Origin of the sequence: Shimia abyssi (assembly GCF_003014475.1) — a bacterium.
Lineage (GTDB): Bacteria > Pseudomonadota > Alphaproteobacteria > Rhodobacterales > Rhodobacteraceae > Shimia > Shimia abyssi.
In genome coordinates this window covers 49623-67307 of sequence record NZ_PYGJ01000006.1, presented here as the reverse complement: position 1 = coordinate 67307, position 17685 = coordinate 49623, and the positions used below count along the sequence as shown (strand labels likewise).

The following is a 17685-nucleotide window of genomic DNA, read 5'->3' as shown; positions in this document are numbered from 1 at the left end:
AAGTATGTTGGCGAATACACAATCCGGGTCATTTGCCCCGATCAACCGGGCGTATAATCAGGTCTATCAACCCAATCGTCTGAGCATCGGACTTGTCCTGCCGCTCGAGGCGTATTCGGTTGGCGCCACACCTACCATGTGCAACCACATTCAGGCCGCGCAATTGGCGGAAACTTTGGGTTTCACAGCACTTTGGCTGCGTGACGTGCCGTTTAATGTGCCAAGCTTTGGCGATCCCGGTCAGATGTATGATCCGTTTGTGTACTTAGGCACATTGGCGGCGGTGACGGAAAAGATCGCGCTTGGCACGGCCAGTATCATCCTGCCTTTGCGCCATCCCGCCCATGTGGCAAAGGCGGCCGCGACGGTGGATGTTCTGTCTGATGGCCGGTTGCTGCTGGGCGTCGCATCTGGCGACCGGACAGAAGAATACCCCGCAATGGCGCAAAGCTACCCGGATCGAGGAGAGCGGTTTCGCGACAGTGTGGCCTATATCCGCGCAGTTGGTGCGCCCTACCCTCAGCACACAAGCGCGCATGGGGATCTGTCCGGTGGTATCGACCTGTTGCCCAAACCCAATGGGCCCCGCCTGCCCTTGCTGATCACCGGTGGCAGCCAGCAAACACCTGAATGGGTGGCCCAAAACGGCGATGGCTGGATGACCTATCCGCGCGATGCAACCTCGCAAGGGCACGTGATTGGCGACTATCGCGCGCGTCTTGTGGCGGTGGGACAACCAGACAAACCTGTGATGCAGTCGCTATACGTCGATCTTCTGGACACCGCAGATGCACCGGCGCGTCCGATCCACTTGGGCTTTCAATCCGGCACACATTTCCTGCGCCGTTACCTCCAAGAGATTGAGTCACTTGGTGTAAACCACGTGGCCCTCAATCTGCGTTTTAACGGCGGGTCAATTGACTCCACACTCAAACGGTTGGCGGATGATCTGCTGCCCGATTTTTCTTAAGGGAAATCCATCAATGACCAAGACCATTCTTATCACCGGCGCGACCGACGGTATCGGCCTGCTAACGGCGCAAAAACTGGCGGCTGACGGGCATCACGTATTGCTGCACGGGCGCAGTGTGGCCAAGCTGCAAGCGGCGGCCAAGCAGGTTGGCGGCAATGTCGAGACATTCAACGCTGATCTGTCTGACATGTGCGCGGTGACATCGCTTGCCACCGATATCCGCGCCAAACACGACCATATTGACGTACTGATCAACAATGCCGGGGTTTTGAAAGCGCCGCAATCCGTGCTCGAAAACGGGCTCGATATTCGCTTTGTGGTTAACGCGTTTGCCCCCTACCTGCTGACACAGCTGCTCTTACCAATCCTGCCTGCGGATGGCCGGGTGGTGAACCTGTCCTCAGCGGCACAGGCTCCGGTCGATATCAACGCCATGCATGGTAAAACACGCCTGTCGGATATGGATGCCTACGCCCAAAGCAAGCTGGCCATCACAATCTGGACCCGCGAATGGGCCAAAGAGTTGCCAAATGGGCCGGCCATGATCGCAGTCAATCCCGGTTCCCTGCTTGCCTCAAAAATGGTGAAAGAAGGGTTTGGCGTTGCGGGAAGTGACCTCAGCCAAGGCGCAGATATTCTGATCGACGCAGCGCTTAGTCAACGGTTCGCACAGGCGTCGGGCGCGTATTTTGACAATGACGCCGCCGCGTTTGCCAACCCGCATAGCGCGGCGCTGAGTGCCAAGCACAGCAGCGACGTAATGGCGGCAATCAAAGCCTTCGCTCAGCAACACACATAAACAGGCACAAATCTCAATCAGCAATACGTACTTCCTCGCATCCGTGATGCCGAGGACCAAGAAAGGACTGCCCAATGAAATACGATAACTTTCAAACCTTTGACGTTCACGTTGAAAACGCCATTGCTACGGTGACCTTTGATTTCGGGACTGTAAACGTGCAGGGTCAGCAAATGCTGGCTGATCTCAACAGCCTTGCCATGCGGCTTGAGCGGGACAGCAACACCAAGGTTGTTGTGTTCCAATCCGCCAACCCGGAAATCTGGGTCTGCCATTACGATACGGAATTGCTCAAGGATATGTCGACTGAGGCTGTGTCACGTGAGGACGCGCAATTGCTGGACTTGCAGGTGGTTTGCGAACGCCTCAGCAAGGTGCCGCAAGCCACCATTGCCAAGCTCGAAGGGTTCGCACGCGGCGGTGGCCACGAGCTCGCGCTGGCGCTGGACATGCGGTTTGCCGCGCGTGGCAAGTTCAAGTTCATGCAGATGGAAGTTGGCATGGGCATTCTGCCCTGTGGTGGCGGCGCGGCGCGTATGGCGCGTCAGACCGGTTTGGGCCGGGCGCTGGAAATCATCCTCAGCGCGCAGGATTATGATGCGGACGACGCCGAACGCATGGGCACAATCAACAAGGCACTGGAGCCGGATGAGATCGGACCCTATGTCGACGCGCTCGCACAGCGCATTGCGCAATTTCCGGCCGCCTCCATCAACGCATGTAAACAAATGGTCTATGAATCCATCGACAAACCGATTGATGCAGCACTCAAGGCAGAGGCGTATTGGCTCTATCAAGCCACCAGCAAAACCCCTGCCATCAAACGTTTTACCATCGCAGATGAGCAAGGGCTGGAGCATGACATCGAAAACCAGCGCAACTGGAATGAACTGGTCATGAAGGTTCAGGACATCAACGATTGAGCCTCGATCGACAAACACGGGCTGCTCTGGTGAGTGGCCCGTTTTGTATCAGATGACAGACAATCCGGCATTGGTGTTCAAAAGGAACTGTCGAAAGATCGGGCTGCTGGCCGCGCCAATGCCTCTTGCATTCTCGCCAACGGACCCGTCCTCGACCTTTGGTGGAATGAGCCCGCGTTTGTCCTGATTGAGCAGATAACGACGCACCCGCGCCACCAGTTCTTCGCGCACATCTTCTGGAAACGCGCCATCGATAAAGATGGCTTCAAAATCGATCACTGCACAGATCGACAGCGCCGCCTTGGCCAATTCCTGTGCTGTGGTCCCGATCCAGGGGTCGACATAACGCGCGATGCTGCTCCAGTCTTGGGGCTTTTTCCAGAGTATCGCGGGATCCAGCCCGGATTGAACCAACCTGTCCTCCAGAAGATGAAGCGAAGCGACATCAATCAGCTGTTGGCTTTCCCCAAGCGGACCGGTGGTGCGCATTGCCCCCAAGGCCCCGGCATTGCCCTGATTGCCCTCAAATACCGTGCCGTTCAGAACAACACCCCCGCCAATCATGGAACCGATGAAAAAGTAGAAGTAGTCTCGATACTCACCACCACGGCCATAAAGGTGTTCCGCATGACACGCGGCTGTTGCATCGTTCACCACAAAGACCGGAAGATCGCTAAATTTGGCGACCTCGGCCATAAAGTTCACGTCCTTCCAGGACCGGAATTTCTCCGCGGCGACCCCGGTCAGGTCATGCCATTTCCACAACTCAAACGGTGTGCCGATGCCAATGCCACAAACGCGCGAGCGCAGCTTTTCAGGCTCACCCGCAAGCAGTTGTTCGATCCCATTTTCAAGGAAACCGAACACCGTGTCGGGAAACGGATAATCGTAGGCAATGGAAAGCTGCCGGCGCGGTTTGCCGGTGAAATCGATCAACAACAGGTCCGCGCTGCGTCGACCAACCTTCATTCCGATGGACAAAACCCCGTCAGGATTTAGCTCCATCGGGATCGAGGGTTTACCAACTTTCCCGCGAATGGGCGTACCGCGACGAAGAATCTCGTCTTTCTCCAGCTTGCGCAGGATGATGGATACCGTTTGCGGAGACAGTCCGGTAAGACGCGCAACATCTGCGCCCGGTGTTGGTCCATGTCGTTGTAATACCGTTAAAATCAGGCGCTCATTGTGGTCACGAACACCACTCTGGTTCACGCCACCGGTGAATTGTACCAACGTCTCTTTATCCATGGATCTGACCATAGACACCTCCTATCCCTTTGGAAAGATGGCATCTCTAATTAATAAATCAAGTTTATTTATTTATTGACAGGCGAACCAGAATCACAAATGCTTAGGACAGACCCGCAGTGGAGGATTGTTGTGGGCCATGGCCGGACTGACCGGCTGCTAAAAGTCATTTTGGGAGGAACCAATGAAGAAACTTCTTACTATTGCCGTCTCGGTAGCTGCACTGACAGCTGGTGCAAATTCGGCGATGGCGGCGGGTGAAACCGTTTGCCTTATCACCAAGACCGACACCAACCCCTTCTTTGTGAAGATGAAGGAAGGCGCCACAGCCAAGGCGGAAGAGCTTGGCATGACGCTCAAGGCGTTTGCCGGTAAGATTGACGGCGACCATGAAACTCAGGTTCAGGCAATCGAAACTTGTATTCTCGATGGGGCAAAGGGCATCTTGCTGACCGCGTCTGATACAAGTTCGATTGTACCAGCAGTGCAACAGGCCCGCGATGCGGGGCTTTTGGTTATCGCGCTCGACACACCCCTTAGCCCGATTGACTCTGCAGACGCCACTTTCGCGACGGATAATTACAAGGCCGGATTGCTGATTGGTCAATGGGCCAAGGCAAAAATGGGTGATGCCGCCGCCGATGCGCGCATTGCCACACTCGACCTGAACGTCAGCCAACCGACCGTGGACGTGCTGCGCAATCAGGGCTTTCTTGAAGGGTTTGGTGTTGACCTTGCCGATCCGAATGTGATTGGCGACGAAACAGACGCCCGTCTGGTTGGTAGCGACGTGACGGATGGCAACGAAGAAGGCGGTCGACGCGCCATGGAGAACCTGCTGGCCAAGGACTCAACAATCAACGTCGTGCACACCATTAACGAACCAGCTGCAGCAGGCGCTTACGAAGCGCTGAAATCTATTGGCCGTGAAAACGACGTGCTGATTGTTTCGGTCGATGGCGGTTGTCCCGGTGTTCAAAATGTCGAAGCAGGCGTCATTGGCGCAACCAGCCAGCAATACCCACTGCTGATGGCGTCTTTGGGTGTCGAGGCGGTCAAAGCATGGGCTGAGAGCGGTGAGAAACCCGCCAATACACCAGGCAAAGACTTTTTTGATACGGGAGTTGCCCTGATAACGGATCAGCCCGCAGATGGTGTTGACTCGATCTCGGTTGCCGAAGGTCTGAAACTCTGCTGGGGATGATAAACACCTCCATCACAGGGGTGCCTTCGGGCGCCCCACCAATCTCACCTCGGAAAAAAACAATCTTCTTGTAGACTAATAACGCGGACCGGGCGGTATCCACCGCGAAAAGGGGGAGAAATGTCTGAACCAAATCCAACTTCGCAAGAGTTCGAAACAGCGGTCAATCGCACCGAAAAGGTCGCTGAATTTGAAAGTAGCCGGCGTGGCTTCGTAGGTGGCCTGCAACATATTCTGCACGTGAATCCTTCTTTTGTTCCGCTGATCGTTCTGCTTGGAGCGATGCTCATTTTTGTCCTGCTATTGGGGTCAAAATTCTTGTCACCCTTTGCGATGACACTGATCCTGCAACAGGTACAGATTGTCGGCATTGTGGCTGCCGCCCAAAGCCTTGTCATTCTGACCGCAGGAATTGACCTCAGCGTTGGCGCAATCATGGTGTTTTCCTCTGTGATCATGGGGCAATTCACATTTCGCTATGGCATTCCCGCGCCGGTGTCGGTCGTTTGCGGCCTTGGCGTTGGGGCGGCGATTGGCGCCGTGAACGGCTGGCTTGTCAGCCGCGTAAAGCTGCCGCCGTTTATCGTGACACTTGGGATGTGGCAGATCGTACTGGCGACCAATTTCCTTTATTCGGCCAATGAAACCATCCGCAGTCAGGATATCGAGGCAAACGCGCCATTCCTGCAATTCTTTGGCACAAAGTTCAGCATTGGCGGCGCATCTTTTACCATTGGTGTGGTCTTTATGCTCGTCCTGATCGCGGTGTTGTCATATGTGCTGCGCCACACGGCATGGGGGCGGCACGTCTATGCCGTGGGCGACGATCCAGAGGCGGCTGAGCTGTCTGGTGTCAACGTGCACAAGACGCTGATGTCGGTTTACATGCTCTCTGGTCTTATCTGTGCTTTTGCGGGCTGGGCTTTGATCGGTCGCATCGGGTCCGTATCGCCAACCTCCGGTCAGCTGGCCAATATCGAGAGCATCACCGCTGTGGTGATAGGGGGCATTTCGCTCTTTGGCGGGCGTGGTTCGATTATGGGGTCGCTGTTTGGCGCTCTCATCGTCGGAGTGTTCACTCTGGGTCTCAGGTTGCTTGGCGCTGACGCACAATGGACGTTCCTGCTTATCGGACTTCTCATCATTACCGCCGTCGCGGTGGACCAGTGGATCAGAAAGGTATCGGGCTGATGTCGGACAATACTCCAGTCGTGCAAGGGCGCGGAATCGTAAAACGCTATGGCCACGTTACCGCAATCGATCATTCAGACTTTGAGCTGCGTCAGGGCGAGATCCTGGCCGTCATCGGAGATAATGGTGCTGGCAAATCGTCAATCGTCAAGGCGATCTGCGGGGCTACCATCCCCGACGAAGGCGAAATCCTGATCGAAGGCAAAAAGGTCAACTTCACCTCTCCAATTGATGCGCGCAATATGGGGATCGAGATTGTGTATCAGCAGCTCGCCATGTCACCTGCCCTGTCGATTGCAGACAATATGTTCATGGGCCGCGAAATTCGCCGGTCTGGGTTTATGGGCAAATACATGCGACAGCTGGATCGCCCCGCAATGGAGAAATTCGCGCGTGATAAGTTGACCGAGCTTGGGCTGATGACGGTTCAATCGATCAATCAAGCCGTCGAAACGCTCTCTGGTGGTCAGCGGCAAGGTGTCGCCGTGGCCCGCGCGGCGGCGTTTGCGTCCAAGTTCATCATTATGGACGAACCCACCGCCGCGCTGGGAGTTAAGGAAAGCCGCAAGGTTCTGGAGCTGATCCAGGACGTGCGTGCACGTGGTATCCCCATTATCCTGATCAGCCACAACATGCCGCATGTGTTCGAGGTGGCAGATCGTATTCACGTCCACAGGTTGGGTAAACGGCTGTGCACCATTGATCCCAAAGATTACACCATGTCTGACGCGGTGGCCTTTATGACAGGTGCCAAGGAACCTCCAAAAGAGGGCACGGCGTGATCGAAGAAGATACCAAACGGGTCTGCGACCTGATCAAGGATCGACAGCGGGTGGGCACGCGCACAATCATTGCGATTGCGGGCCCACCAGCATCAGGTAAATCAACTTTGGCCGAATCCGTTGTTCATACTTTAAACACGCAAAACCAATTGCGCGCGCCCTACTCTGCCCTGTTGCCGATGGATGGGTATCACCTTGACAACCGGCTCCTTGAATCGCGTGGTCTTTTGACGCGCAAAGGTGCTCCCGAAACATTCAATGCAGCGGGGTTTTGCGAGGCGGTGCGGCGTCTGACGACCACCAAACGAGAGACATTTCACCCGAAGTTTGACCGCCAAATGGATCTGTCGATTGCAAATGCCATCGCGATCCATCCAGACACACCCGTTGTTGTGGTCGAAGGCAATTACCTTTTGCTGAAGACCGCGCCATGGTCCGCAATGCGCGATGTTTTTGCCGCTACGGTTTTTGTATGCCCGCCAATGGACGCGCTGCGAAATCGGCTTCTTCAACGTTGGATCCGGCACGGATTAGACACCGACGCCGCGCTGACAAAGGCCCTGCGAAATGACCTGCCAAACGCCGAATTGATCGTGCGCGGCAGTGATGATGCGGACATTTTAATTGACCAGGACGACAACCATATTGGCGCGCGCTTCGCCTGATAAGCCCCAAAGTTGGCGCGTAAGTAGGCGCAAGTGGGTTTCGGGGCACCCAAAACACCCGACCAAAATCTGAATTGAAAATGCAACTTTTCCCGTGCCTGCAAGGCTTGGGCCGGTTGCGTGACGCGTCTGTGCGCGCCTGCCAAACGTATGTTTGAAATCGAGAAAAGGATACGACAATGAAGTTTTTTGTAGACACCGCCGAGGTAGAAGAAATCCGCGATCTGTTGGACACAGGTTTGCTGGATGGGGTCACGACCAACCCTAGCCTGATTGCCAAATCGGGACGCGACTTTAAGGAGGTTATTGCCGAGATTTGCGCGCTGACTGACAATCCCGTCTCTGCCGAGGTCGCGGCACTTGATACAAATGGTATGATTGCCGAGGGCGAGCACCTCGCGAGTATCGCCAGCAACGTGGTGGTCAAGCTTCCACTAACGATGGACGGCCTTCGCGCCTGTGCCCATTTTAAACGCGTCGGAATCCACACCAATGTCACGCTTTGTTTCTCCGTAAATCAGGCGCTCTTGGCGGCGAAATCCGGCGCGACCTATGTGTCGCCTTTCATTGGGCGGCTGGATGACATCAACCTTGATGGTGGCGCGCTGATCCGCGACATCCGTACGATCTATGACAATTTTGGCCTAGAAACCGAGATTATTGCCGCATCGATCAGATCAGCAAATCACGTGAGCGAGGCCGCGCTTGCCGGGTCTGACATCGCGACCATTCCGCCCGGTGTCATTCGCACGCTGTCACACCATCCGTTGACCAATTCGGGGGTCGCTCAGTTCTTGAAAGATTGGAAAGATACGGGTCAGTCGATCTTCTAAAGTGGTTCAGGCAGGGTTGCTCGAATGGCCAATGCTCCGACAACCCTGACTTGCAAAACTTGGACCAGACTCACAGTTATATGGAAGGACAAGACACACACAGCGAAGGACAATGCCATGAAGACAAAAGACATTTCCGCGCTTTTGAGATAGATTGCCCCCATGAAAACACTTAGCAGAAGAGCAGCCCTATTGGCGGCTGGGGCATTTGGCGGCTGGCATTTGTCGCGCTGGTTGGGGCCGGGTCTGCCGGTTTATGATGGTACGCGCGCGCCCGATGCCATTCAAACCGGGACCACCCTGAATGACGCCAGCGGTCTATCGTCAACCCCGGTTCACAAGCACCTGACATTGACTGCGTCCGCCGATGAAACGTTGATTGCGGCAATCCGGCGCGAACTGGCCGAGGCGCGCGCAGAAAGGCGTGCGCTCAACGTGGGCGCCGCCCGTCATTCGATGGGGGGACAGGCCATTCCGCGAGATGGCACCGCTCTGACATTTGCCAACGGTGGTGTTGAAATCGACAGCACAACGCAGACCTATCGTGTGCATGCTGGTGCCCGATGGTCCGAGGTGATCGCCGCACTTGATCCGGCAGGGTTTTCTCCCAAAGTGATGCAATCCAACAATGATTTTGGCGTGGCGGCGACATATTCTGTCAATGCACATGGCTGGCCAGTGCCTTTTGGCCCTATGGGCTCAACAGTGCGCTCGCTGCGCATGATCCTGCCATCGGGCGAGCTTGTCACCTGTTCACCAACCCAGAATGCCGACTTGTTTAACCATGCGATGGGTGGATATGGGCTGATCGGGGTTATTGTTGATCTTGAGGTCGAAATGGTGCCCAACACCCGCCTCGTGCCAACATTTGACGTGCTCGACGCCAGCGCCTTTGCCACCCGGTTTCGCGCCGCAGTCGACGACCCGGATGTCAGCATGGCCTACGGCCGCCTCAACGTCGAGCGCGCGCAGTTCTTTGAAAAGGCGCTGCTTGTCACCTATCGCGAAACCGCAGATCAAACTGATTTGCCTGCCGCCGCCGGATCAGGGTGGATGGCCCATGCAGCCAGCCGTATTTATCGCGCGCAGTTGGGGAATGAGGCGATGAAATCGTTCCGCTGGTGGAACGAAACCCGGCTTGGCCCGGCGCTTGGTTCGGGTGAGGCCACACGCAACGCGCTGATCAACGAACCCGTTCGGACGCTGGATGACCGCGACCCCGCCCGCACCGATATTCTACATGAATACTTCATTGGTTTTGATGCGTTTGACGATTTCCTGATCGCTTGTCGCGAGGTGATCCCCGCCTCATATCAAGAATTTCTCAATGTCACACTGCGCTATGTGGCGCAGGACACTCAAAGCACGCTTGCCTTTGCTCCTCAGCCGCGTATAGCCGCCGTTATGTCATTCAGTCAGGAAATGACACAACGTGGCGAGGCTGACATGGCGCGCATGACCCATGCGCTGATCGAACGGATTGTGGCGATTGGGGGGGCGTATTATCTGCCCTATCGGCCACACGCGACACTGGACCAACTGACCGCGGCCTATCCGCGTGCAGTTAAGTTTACACAGGCCAAACGCGCGTTGGACCCTGATCTGGTGTTGCGCAATAACCTTTGGGACAGTTATCTGGAGCGCCTATGACAACTTTGCAAAAAATCTGCATGGGCTATTTCGTGGCACTGATGATTGCCGCGTCGCTGAATTACATTCCGGGTCATACAGACGAAAACGGGCTGGCCTTTGGCATCTTTGCGCTCGACATATTTGACGACGCGCTGCATGTCGCCTCGGCCCTTTGGGCGCTGATTGCCGGGATCATCTCGCACCGCGCCGCGCGCACGTTTCTGATCCTGTTTGGATTGGCCTATCTGGGTGATGGCGTGTTCGGGTTCTTCACCGGCTATGGCTATCTTGACCTTGGCATCTTTACCAATGCTTCGGCGGGCATCGATATCTCTCTACCCCGATTTCTTGCCAACCTGCCACATCTGGCGCTGGGTGGGTTTGCCGTCTGGACCGGGTTTCGCAAATGAAAACGCTGTGGCGCTGGGTACGGCGGCTGGTTCTGGTGCTGCTGGTAGCGGTAATCGGGCTGGCGTCACCGGTGATCTATGTCGAAACCATGTGCCGGGGTGATGGGGATGTTACCCTATATGCGCCGCAACTCGCCGCCGAACATCACCGCCCCGAGGCGCGCACACTGATGACCTATCCGGAATGGCATATTGTTCATGCGTACGAGGATTACGCCAAAGTCATTGAAACCGGCGATCCCCACGAATTCGGGTATCTGCGCGCTATTGGCGGGTTCTGGTCCTCTTTGTGTGTTTTGTCCAAGGCGTCCGCTGATCTGGGTCCGGTCGATGGCGGGACCAAACAGATGGTGCATGTTATCGGGGTAAGTTTCACAGCTGAGCTGTTGATGAAGGCAGCATATGAGGAAACACTGGGTCGTATCGCTGCCGCGCTGCGTGGCGCACCGCGTGCCCCATTGGACGACCTGTCGGCTGATCAGGCGGCAAAATACGCCCGTTTCTTACAACAAACGCCTTGGTACCAATGGCCCTTCGAAACCGATGCCACTGACTTGAAATCAAACAACACGGGCAGCCTGCGTGATCGCGAACGCGCCATTGCTCTGGGATTGGAATACAGCGCCAAGGCCGCTTATGCCCGCGCCATTGCCCAGGCTGTGGCGCAAGTCGGGCCAGATGAACTCACGCTGCGCATGATTGTAACCGGACTGGACGCGCCCTTGCCAGAGACGCGCATTATGCGTCAAACCCCGTCAGTGACCGAGATCGAGACACCGCGATATCGCACATTGACCCATCTCATGGTGGGCATGGCAATGGACGATGTCGATTTTGTAGAAATCGCCGGCAATGACGACATCCTTTTCACGGCCCTTTCAGGTCAGCCAACGGTCGAACAGGCGCTATTGTCCCTGCCGCGGCAGGGGTTTGGCGATTATCGCCATCTCATCATGATCAAGGTCACCGACCTTGCCGATCAACTGCGAAATTTGGACGCCAGCGGCCTGACGCTGGAACATGTCCATGACTATTAGGGCGCTGCTCCTCGCCCTGCCCCTGTTGTTTCTGGGCTGGGTTAGTGTGCTTTTGTCCGTCGCAGTTCTCAGCGACGCCGCCCCGGCGCTCGTGGTGCTGTTTCCAAGCAACGCGTTCCTTGCGGACCTGCCCGCGAATGTTGCCGTGCTTGGCAGCGCACCTTCGACGATCACGCTGGCTTCTGAAACGGAAAATTTCGCGCTCAGCCTTTATCAAAGCGGCGCGCGATTGGTTCTTCCGGCGGGGTTGCCCGGATGTCTGCCTTTGCCAAACTGAGATCCGCCCGCGTCTGGTGTCATACCACTTGGCGCTTAGGTACTCAGATCTGGAAGCTCCTCCGCCATCCGCGAAATTCCTGGTGCCAGCGGGAATAATGTTGCCTGCAAGGCATGGTAAATATCCGGCTTGCCCATAAATTGCGCGCCCGTGGGTTTGCCCGCATTGTCAATCTCGGGGAACCAGCCGCCCGCGTCGTGATCAATAAAATGCGCCTCGGCAAAGGCCCAGACACGGGCATACCATTTTTCGTCTTCGGGGCGCGGTGCATGTTTGATCAGCGCGGCCAATACTCCGATGGCTTCAGTCACCGGCCACCAGTACCTGTCGCGGATATCTGGGGTGCCGTCGAAGTCGAGCGTATAGAAAAACCCACCCCGCACTTCGTCCCATGCGTCTTCCAGAGCGCGATAGGCCACACGGCGGGCAATTTCGGGAGCCTCCCGCCCGTTGCGACCTGCCAAATCCCAATGTTGCAGCAACAACCGGGCGAGTTCAAACGAATGGCCGGGGGTGGTGCCGCGTGGGCGGAACATAGGGTTTTCGGCATAGTCCGGCGTCACCTGCCAGTCGGAATCATAGTGTTCTGGCAACCGCCACCCATGCTCAGGCGCAATCTGCCCCATGAAGAAGTCCAAAATGCGCCCCGCGCGGCTCAGATAAATGTCGCGCCCGGTGGCCTCGAAAGCCGTGAGATGCGCTTCAACCCCGTGCATGTTAGCATTCATGCCACGATAGTTGGAAAACGGCGTCCAATCTCGATTGAATTCATCCGCCAACAGGCCGCGATCTTCGTCCCAAAAATGTGTGTCCAGCTCGGCTGTCACCTGATCAATCAAAGCATCCGCGTCGGGGTGCCCGACCATCCGCGCACTTGCCCCTGCCAACAGCACAAACACATGCCCATAAGCCAGCTTGCGCCCGTCATGCACCGTTTCGCCATCCAACGCCCAAACAAAACCACCGTGGGCTTTGTCGTGGTGGTGGCTCTGCAGATAGCGCATGCCCTGATCAATGATCGCGTCGCACCCGTCGACATTTGCCAGCTTGCCCAAAGCGTAGGAATGCACAAGGCGGGTTGTCGTGTGCAGCTCTTGCACGGTGTCCGCCAACGGCGCGCCATCCCAACCCAGAACATGAAACCCACTCCCACTGCGCAGGCTCGGGCGAAAAAAAGCAAGATTGTCGCGTGCATTTTGCTTCAACATGTCGCGATGCTCGGCCTCAGCCAACAGCCCGACGGGCGCTGAATGCGAGGAGTTTTTCATGGGTTTCTCCAAGGATATCATGGATTTACAATGTAACGCTCATCTATGATCGCGGGTTGAACATACTGTAGATCAGCCGCAGGTTCACCAGCGATCTGGCGCAAAAGAAGTTGTGCCATCAATTGCCCGGCTTCAAGCAGATTTTCACCAATACTGGGTGTGCGCGGACGTATGGAATCAAAGATGCCAGCAGTTTGTTTGACAACAATCCGTACGTCTTTTCCAGGCACCAGACCTAGATCCTGAATCGCTGCCAATGCAGCAATTCCTGAGGTTTCTCCCGGCAAGACAAGCCCATCTGGTGCGTCTTCCTGCGTGAGCAATGTTCTGAGTTCAGATTCCAGAAGCTTGGCGTCACTGTCGATATTGACCCCGTTAATAACGGCGTGGGCCACTCCGCTTTCGCGCACCGCAGTCATGAAACCTTGTTGCAGATGCGACGCAAAGGTAAATTTGCGCACGGGCAACAATAGCGCCAGCTTGCGCGCGCCGCTATTGATCAACATGCGGGCCGCATGACAGGCAAATTGCGCATTGTCGTAATCGACATAGGAATGCGGCGTCGCCAATTCAGAGCGCCCATGCGTGACAAAGGGAAACTCCGCCTCGAGCAAGTACTTAATCCGCGCATCCTGTGGCTGTGTCCGAGACAGGATCACTCCGTCCGCCAGTTGATTGCGCACAACACGGCGAATTGTGTCGTCTGCGCCGTCGCCCGAAAAATCCGGCATAACCACCAAATGATACGGGGAATCCAGCAGCGCTTCGCTGATACCGCGCACAATGGAAGTACCAAATTCCAATATTTCGTCATGCGGCGGCAGGATCAGTCCGATGACATTGGTCCGCCCTGTGCGCAGTCGTTGGGCCGCGCGATCCGGTACATAACCTAGATCTTGGGCAATGCGGTGTACAAGGCGTCGGGTTTCCTCTGCCATCATCGGATCATTGGCCAGCGCCCGTGACACAGCACCGACGCTGACCCCCGCCTTTTCGGCGATGGTGCGTTGCGTTGGTCGTTTATTCTTTGGCTGTCGCACGGGTTCGAATCTCAGCAATGGTGAGCATTGTCGATCACCGTAACTTTTTTCGATTTAACCTGCAAGTTTTTGTGTTTGAGGTGCTGTAAATTCTACCATTTTTTATCTTTTTTGTTTAATTTCATGTTCTTATGAGGTTTAATATTTCTGAAAAAACCAGTTGACACACCCACTACTTAAAACGTTATAAATTATGCAGGTTTATCTCAAGGGAGGAGAAACTATGACAATCAGAAAACTTTTGGGAGGCGCCGCCGTCGCCGCCATGATTTCCGGCGCTGCTTACGCCGAAGATGTTGAGGTGCTGCACTGGTGGACATCCGGTGGCGAAGCTGCTGCGCTGAACGTTCTCAAAGATGACCTTGCAGGTCAGGGTATCGGTTGGGTGGATATGCCCGTTGCCGGTGGTGGCGGTGAGGCCGCAATGACCACTCTGCGCGCTCGTGTAACAGCCGGTGACGCACCAACTGCTGTTCAGATGCTGGGCTTCGACATCAAAGATTGGGCCGCCGAGGGCGCGCTGGGTAACTTGAATGCCGTTGCTGAAGCAGAAGGCTGGGACGCTGTGGTACCAACTGCGCTTCAGAACTTCTCCAAGCACGACGGCAACTGGATCGCCGCGCCTGTAAACGTACACTCGACCAACTGGGTCTGGATGAACAAAGCGGCGTTGGATGCAACCGGACTGGGCGAACCCACCACATGGGAAGAGCTGGTCGCAGTGCTGGACGCAATGCAGGCCAATGGCATCACCGCGTTGGGCCACGGTGGTCAGGCATGGCAGGACGCAACCATCTTTGATGCGGTTGTGCTGTCGCTGGGCGACGATTTCTATAAATCGGCCTTCATCGACCTGAACCCAGACGCTCTTGGTGGTGCTCAGATGGTCGAAGCGTTTGATCGCATGGCCAAGCTGCGCTCCTATGTGGATGACAACTTCTCCGGTCGTGACTGGAACCTGGCCTCGGCCATGGTGATCAACGGCGAAGCTGGCATGCAAATGATGGGTGACTGGGCCAAGGGTGAATTCCTGCGCGCAGATCAGGTGCCCGGCGAAGATTTTGTCTGCATCCGTTTCCCAGGCACACAGGGTTCCGTAACGTTTAACTCGGACCAGTTTGCAATGTTTGACACTGGTGGCGACTCCCCTGCTCAGCAGGCGATGGCGGCTTCGGTTATGAACCCAAGCTTCCAGTCTGCCTTTAACGTTGTCAAAGGCTCAGTACCTGCGCGCACAGACGTACCAAACGACGCGTTTGATGCATGCGGCAAAAAAGGCATGGCTGATCTTGCAGACGCCAACGCCAATGGCCGTCTGCACGGTTCGGCGGCCCATGGCCACGCAAACCCGGCCGCTGTCAAAAACGCGATCTACGACGTTGTGACGGCGCACTTCAATGGCGAGTTCGACTCTGCGACCGCCGCTGAAGAAATGGTGAACGCTGTAGAATCAGCGATGTAAACCATCCTCCCGGGGAGATGGGCGTCCGCCGCCTGTCTCCCTTTTTAACTAGCACCACGCTGTCCCACCTCGCCTGCATGAACGGCCTGCGAGATCGGGATGCGTATGTGCATCACACACCCGTCCTTTCGGGGTGACTGATCCAATGGCCGAGGGGCTCTCTAATGGCGCATCACTCAACCGAAGTCGACTTCAAAACCAAGCTGCAAGACTGGATACCCAAACTGGTCCTGTCCCCATCCGTGGCGATGGTGCTTGTGTTCGTATACGGCTTTATCATCTTCACAGTTTACCTCAGCTTTACCGACTCGCGGATGTTGCCCAGCTATGAAATGGTCGGCTTTGCCAACTATGACCGGCTTTGGGGCCTGCGAGCGTGGTGGACAGCAATTGACAACCTGTTTGTCTTTGCCAGCCTTTATATCGTCATCTGCACCATCATTGGTCTGACGCTTGCGATCCTGCTCGACCAGAAAATCCGCGGCGAAGGTGGTTTGCGCCCGATTTACCTCTATCCAATGGCGCTTAGCTTCATTGTAACCGGCACCGCATGGAAATGGTTCCTCGATCCGGGCATTGGACTGGAAAACACCATGCATCTCTGGGGCTGGGAAAGCTTTAAGTTCAACTGGATCAAGGATCGGGATTACGCGATCTACACGGTTGTCCTTGCTGCCGTGTGGCAGACCAGCGGTTTCGTAATGGCCATGTTCCTCGCCGGTTTGCGCGGCATCGACAACGAGATCCTCAAGGCGGCCCAGATCGACGGGGCATCCAACTGGAGCCTATACCGCCGGATCGTGATTCCGCTTTTGCGGCCCGCGTTCCTGTCGGCATTTGTGATCCTGTCTCACCTCGCGATCAAATCTTATGACCTTGTCATCGCGCTGACGGGCGGCGGTCCGGGGCGCGCCACGGAACTGCCCGCAACCTTTATGTATTCCTACACATTCACCCGCAACCAGATGGGCACCGGTGCTGCCAGTGCCGTGATCATGCTGACGACAATTGCCGCCATCATGATTCCCTATCTCTACGCCGAACTGAAGGAGAAGCGCTGATGTCCGTTGCAACGCAAGACACCGCCATTTCCACCGGCAAAATCACCCGCGCGCTGATCTATCTCGTGCTGCTGCTGTTTGCGCTGTTCTACCTGCTGCCGCTGTTCGTGATGGTGGCCAACTCTCTGAAACCGCTGGATGAAATCACGGGCGGCAATATGCTCGCCCTGCCCCAGACTTGGACAATCGAGCCTTGGCTCGCTGCATGGTCGACCGCGCAGATCGGTGTCGAGCCGACAGGCCTGCGCCCTTATTTCATCAATTCGATCCTGATGGTTGTTCCTGCCGTGGCAATCTCAACCATCCTCGGGGCGATCAACGGCTATATCCTGACGAAATGGCGTTTCAAGGGGGACAACATCCTCTTTGGTTTGATGCTGTTCTCGTGCTTTATCCCGTTCCAGATCGTGCTGATCCCAATGGCCACCGTGCTGGGTAAAATCGGCCTCGCCGGATCCATTCCGGGGCTGATCCTTGTGCACGTCGTATACGGTGTCGGCTTTACCACGCTTTATTATCGCAACTACTACGCCGCTGTACCGTCCGAGCTGGTGCGCGCTGCGATGATTGATGGTGCTGGGTTCTTCCGCATCTTCTGGCGCATCCTGTTGCCGCTCTCTGGCCCCATCACTGTTGTGTCGGTCATCTGGCAATTCACCAATGTGTGGAATGACTTTCTCTTTGGCGCGTCCTTTGGCGGCACGTCCCAACCGATGACAGTTGCGCTCAACAACCTTGTGCAATCCTCGACCGGGGTCAAAGAATACAACGTCCACTTTGCAGGCGCCATTCTGGCCGCCCTTCCCACCCTTATCGTCTACATCGTCGCTGGCCGCTACTTCGTGCGCGGGCTGATGGCCGGCTCTGTGAAAGGATAACC

The 17685-nt window shown here is 55.9% G+C and carries 18 protein-coding genes; 15 read left to right on the top strand and 3 right to left on the bottom strand.

Annotated elements, in window-relative coordinates; all coding sequences use genetic code 11:
* Positions 1-4 precede the first annotated feature (4 nt).
* The 3 genes from CLV88_RS11530 to CLV88_RS11520 all read left to right on the top strand — a co-directional run bounded on the left by CLV88_RS11530 (position 5) and on the right by CLV88_RS11520 (position 2695).
* Positions 5-970 carry an LLM class oxidoreductase gene (locus CLV88_RS11530; RefSeq protein WP_106608553.1) on the top strand — a complete coding sequence of 322 codons (966 nt, stop codon included), beginning with the start codon at positions 5-7 and terminating at the stop codon, positions 968-970.
* Positions 971-983: 13 nt separating this feature from the next.
* A complete protein-coding gene (locus CLV88_RS11525) occupies positions 984-1772 on the top strand; it encodes an SDR family NAD(P)-dependent oxidoreductase (protein ID WP_106608552.1) in 789 nt (262 codons plus the stop codon).
* Between the two features lie 74 nt (positions 1773-1846).
* Positions 1847-2695, top strand: a complete 849-nt coding sequence (locus CLV88_RS11520; protein ID WP_106608551.1) for an enoyl-CoA hydratase/isomerase family protein — start codon at positions 1847-1849, stop codon at positions 2693-2695.
* A 48-nt stretch (positions 2696-2743) separates the two neighbouring features.
* On the opposite strand, the gene CLV88_RS11515 is transcribed toward CLV88_RS11520, so the two are convergent.
* The gene (locus CLV88_RS11515; protein ID WP_243403644.1) at positions 2744-3955 is read right to left on the bottom strand and encodes an ROK family transcriptional regulator; all 1212 of its coding nucleotides are present in this window, start codon (positions 3953-3955) and stop codon (positions 2744-2746) included.
* A 172-nt stretch (positions 3956-4127) separates the two neighbouring features.
* On the opposite strand from CLV88_RS11515, the gene CLV88_RS11510 reads away from it, so the two are divergent.
* The 9 genes from CLV88_RS11510 to CLV88_RS11470 all read left to right on the top strand — a co-directional run bounded on the left by CLV88_RS11510 (position 4128) and on the right by CLV88_RS11470 (position 11974).
* Positions 4128-5147: a sugar ABC transporter substrate-binding protein gene (locus tag CLV88_RS11510; RefSeq protein WP_106608550.1), complete on the top strand. Its 1020-nt coding sequence runs from the start codon at positions 4128-4130 to the stop codon at positions 5145-5147.
* A 120-nt stretch (positions 5148-5267) separates the two neighbouring features.
* The gene (locus CLV88_RS11505; RefSeq protein WP_106608549.1) at positions 5268-6338 is read left to right on the top strand and encodes an ABC transporter permease; all 1071 of its coding nucleotides are present in this window, start codon (positions 5268-5270) and stop codon (positions 6336-6338) included.
* Positions 6338-7120 carry an ATP-binding cassette domain-containing protein gene (locus CLV88_RS11500; protein WP_106608548.1) on the top strand — a complete coding sequence of 261 codons (783 nt, stop codon included), beginning with the start codon at positions 6338-6340 and terminating at the stop codon, positions 7118-7120. Before CLV88_RS11505 ends, CLV88_RS11500 begins: the two co-directional genes overlap by 1 nt.
* Positions 7117-7785, top strand: a complete 669-nt coding sequence (locus CLV88_RS11495; RefSeq protein ID WP_106608547.1) for a nucleoside/nucleotide kinase family protein — start codon at positions 7117-7119, stop codon at positions 7783-7785. The genes CLV88_RS11500 and CLV88_RS11495 overlap by 4 nt, the downstream gene beginning before the upstream one ends.
* Before the next feature lie 179 nt (positions 7786-7964).
* On the top strand, positions 7965-8618 hold the full coding sequence (fsa, locus tag CLV88_RS11490) for a fructose-6-phosphate aldolase (RefSeq protein WP_106608546.1): 654 nt from the start codon (positions 7965-7967) through the stop codon (positions 8616-8618).
* Positions 8619-8780: 162 nt separating this feature from the next.
* Positions 8781-10268 (top strand): FAD-binding oxidoreductase, encoded by a 1488-nt coding sequence (locus tag CLV88_RS11485; RefSeq protein WP_106608545.1) that lies wholly within the window; start codon positions 8781-8783, stop codon positions 10266-10268.
* Complete coding sequence (locus CLV88_RS11480; RefSeq protein WP_106608544.1) at positions 10265-10660, top strand: DUF4383 domain-containing protein; 396 nt, start codon at positions 10265-10267, stop codon at positions 10658-10660. Before CLV88_RS11485 ends, CLV88_RS11480 begins: the two co-directional genes overlap by 4 nt.
* Positions 10657-11697: a hypothetical protein gene (locus CLV88_RS11475; protein WP_106608543.1), complete on the top strand. Its 1041-nt coding sequence runs from the start codon at positions 10657-10659 to the stop codon at positions 11695-11697. Before CLV88_RS11480 ends, CLV88_RS11475 begins: the two co-directional genes overlap by 4 nt.
* Positions 11687-11974, top strand: a complete 288-nt coding sequence (locus CLV88_RS11470) for a hypothetical protein (RefSeq protein ID WP_106608542.1) — start codon at positions 11687-11689, stop codon at positions 11972-11974. Before CLV88_RS11475 ends, CLV88_RS11470 begins: the two co-directional genes overlap by 11 nt.
* A gap of 35 nt (positions 11975-12009) precedes the next feature.
* On the opposite strand, the gene CLV88_RS11465 is transcribed toward CLV88_RS11470, so the two are convergent.
* Both CLV88_RS11465 and CLV88_RS11460 read right to left on the bottom strand, forming a co-directional pair.
* Positions 12010-13242 carry an AGE family epimerase/isomerase gene (locus CLV88_RS11465; protein ID WP_106608541.1) on the bottom strand — a complete coding sequence of 411 codons (1233 nt, stop codon included), beginning with the start codon at positions 13240-13242 and terminating at the stop codon, positions 12010-12012.
* 17 nt (positions 13243-13259) lie between these two features.
* Positions 13260-14282 (bottom strand): LacI family transcriptional regulator, encoded by a 1023-nt coding sequence (locus tag CLV88_RS11460; RefSeq protein WP_165798871.1) that lies wholly within the window; start codon positions 14280-14282, stop codon positions 13260-13262.
* 223 nt (positions 14283-14505) lie between these two features.
* On the opposite strand from CLV88_RS11460, the gene CLV88_RS11455 reads away from it, so the two are divergent.
* The 3 genes from CLV88_RS11455 to CLV88_RS11445 all read left to right on the top strand — a co-directional run bounded on the left by CLV88_RS11455 (position 14506) and on the right by CLV88_RS11445 (position 17683).
* Entirely contained in the window at positions 14506-15744 is a 1239-nt protein-coding gene (locus CLV88_RS11455; protein WP_106608539.1) for an ABC transporter substrate-binding protein, read from the top strand.
* Between the two features lie 164 nt (positions 15745-15908).
* Complete coding sequence (locus CLV88_RS11450; protein ID WP_106608538.1) at positions 15909-16805, top strand: carbohydrate ABC transporter permease; 897 nt, start codon at positions 15909-15911, stop codon at positions 16803-16805.
* Complete coding sequence (locus CLV88_RS11445; protein ID WP_106608537.1) at positions 16805-17683, top strand: carbohydrate ABC transporter permease; 879 nt, start codon at positions 16805-16807, stop codon at positions 17681-17683. Before CLV88_RS11450 ends, CLV88_RS11445 begins: the two co-directional genes overlap by 1 nt.
* Positions 17684-17685: the final 2 nt, after the last annotated feature.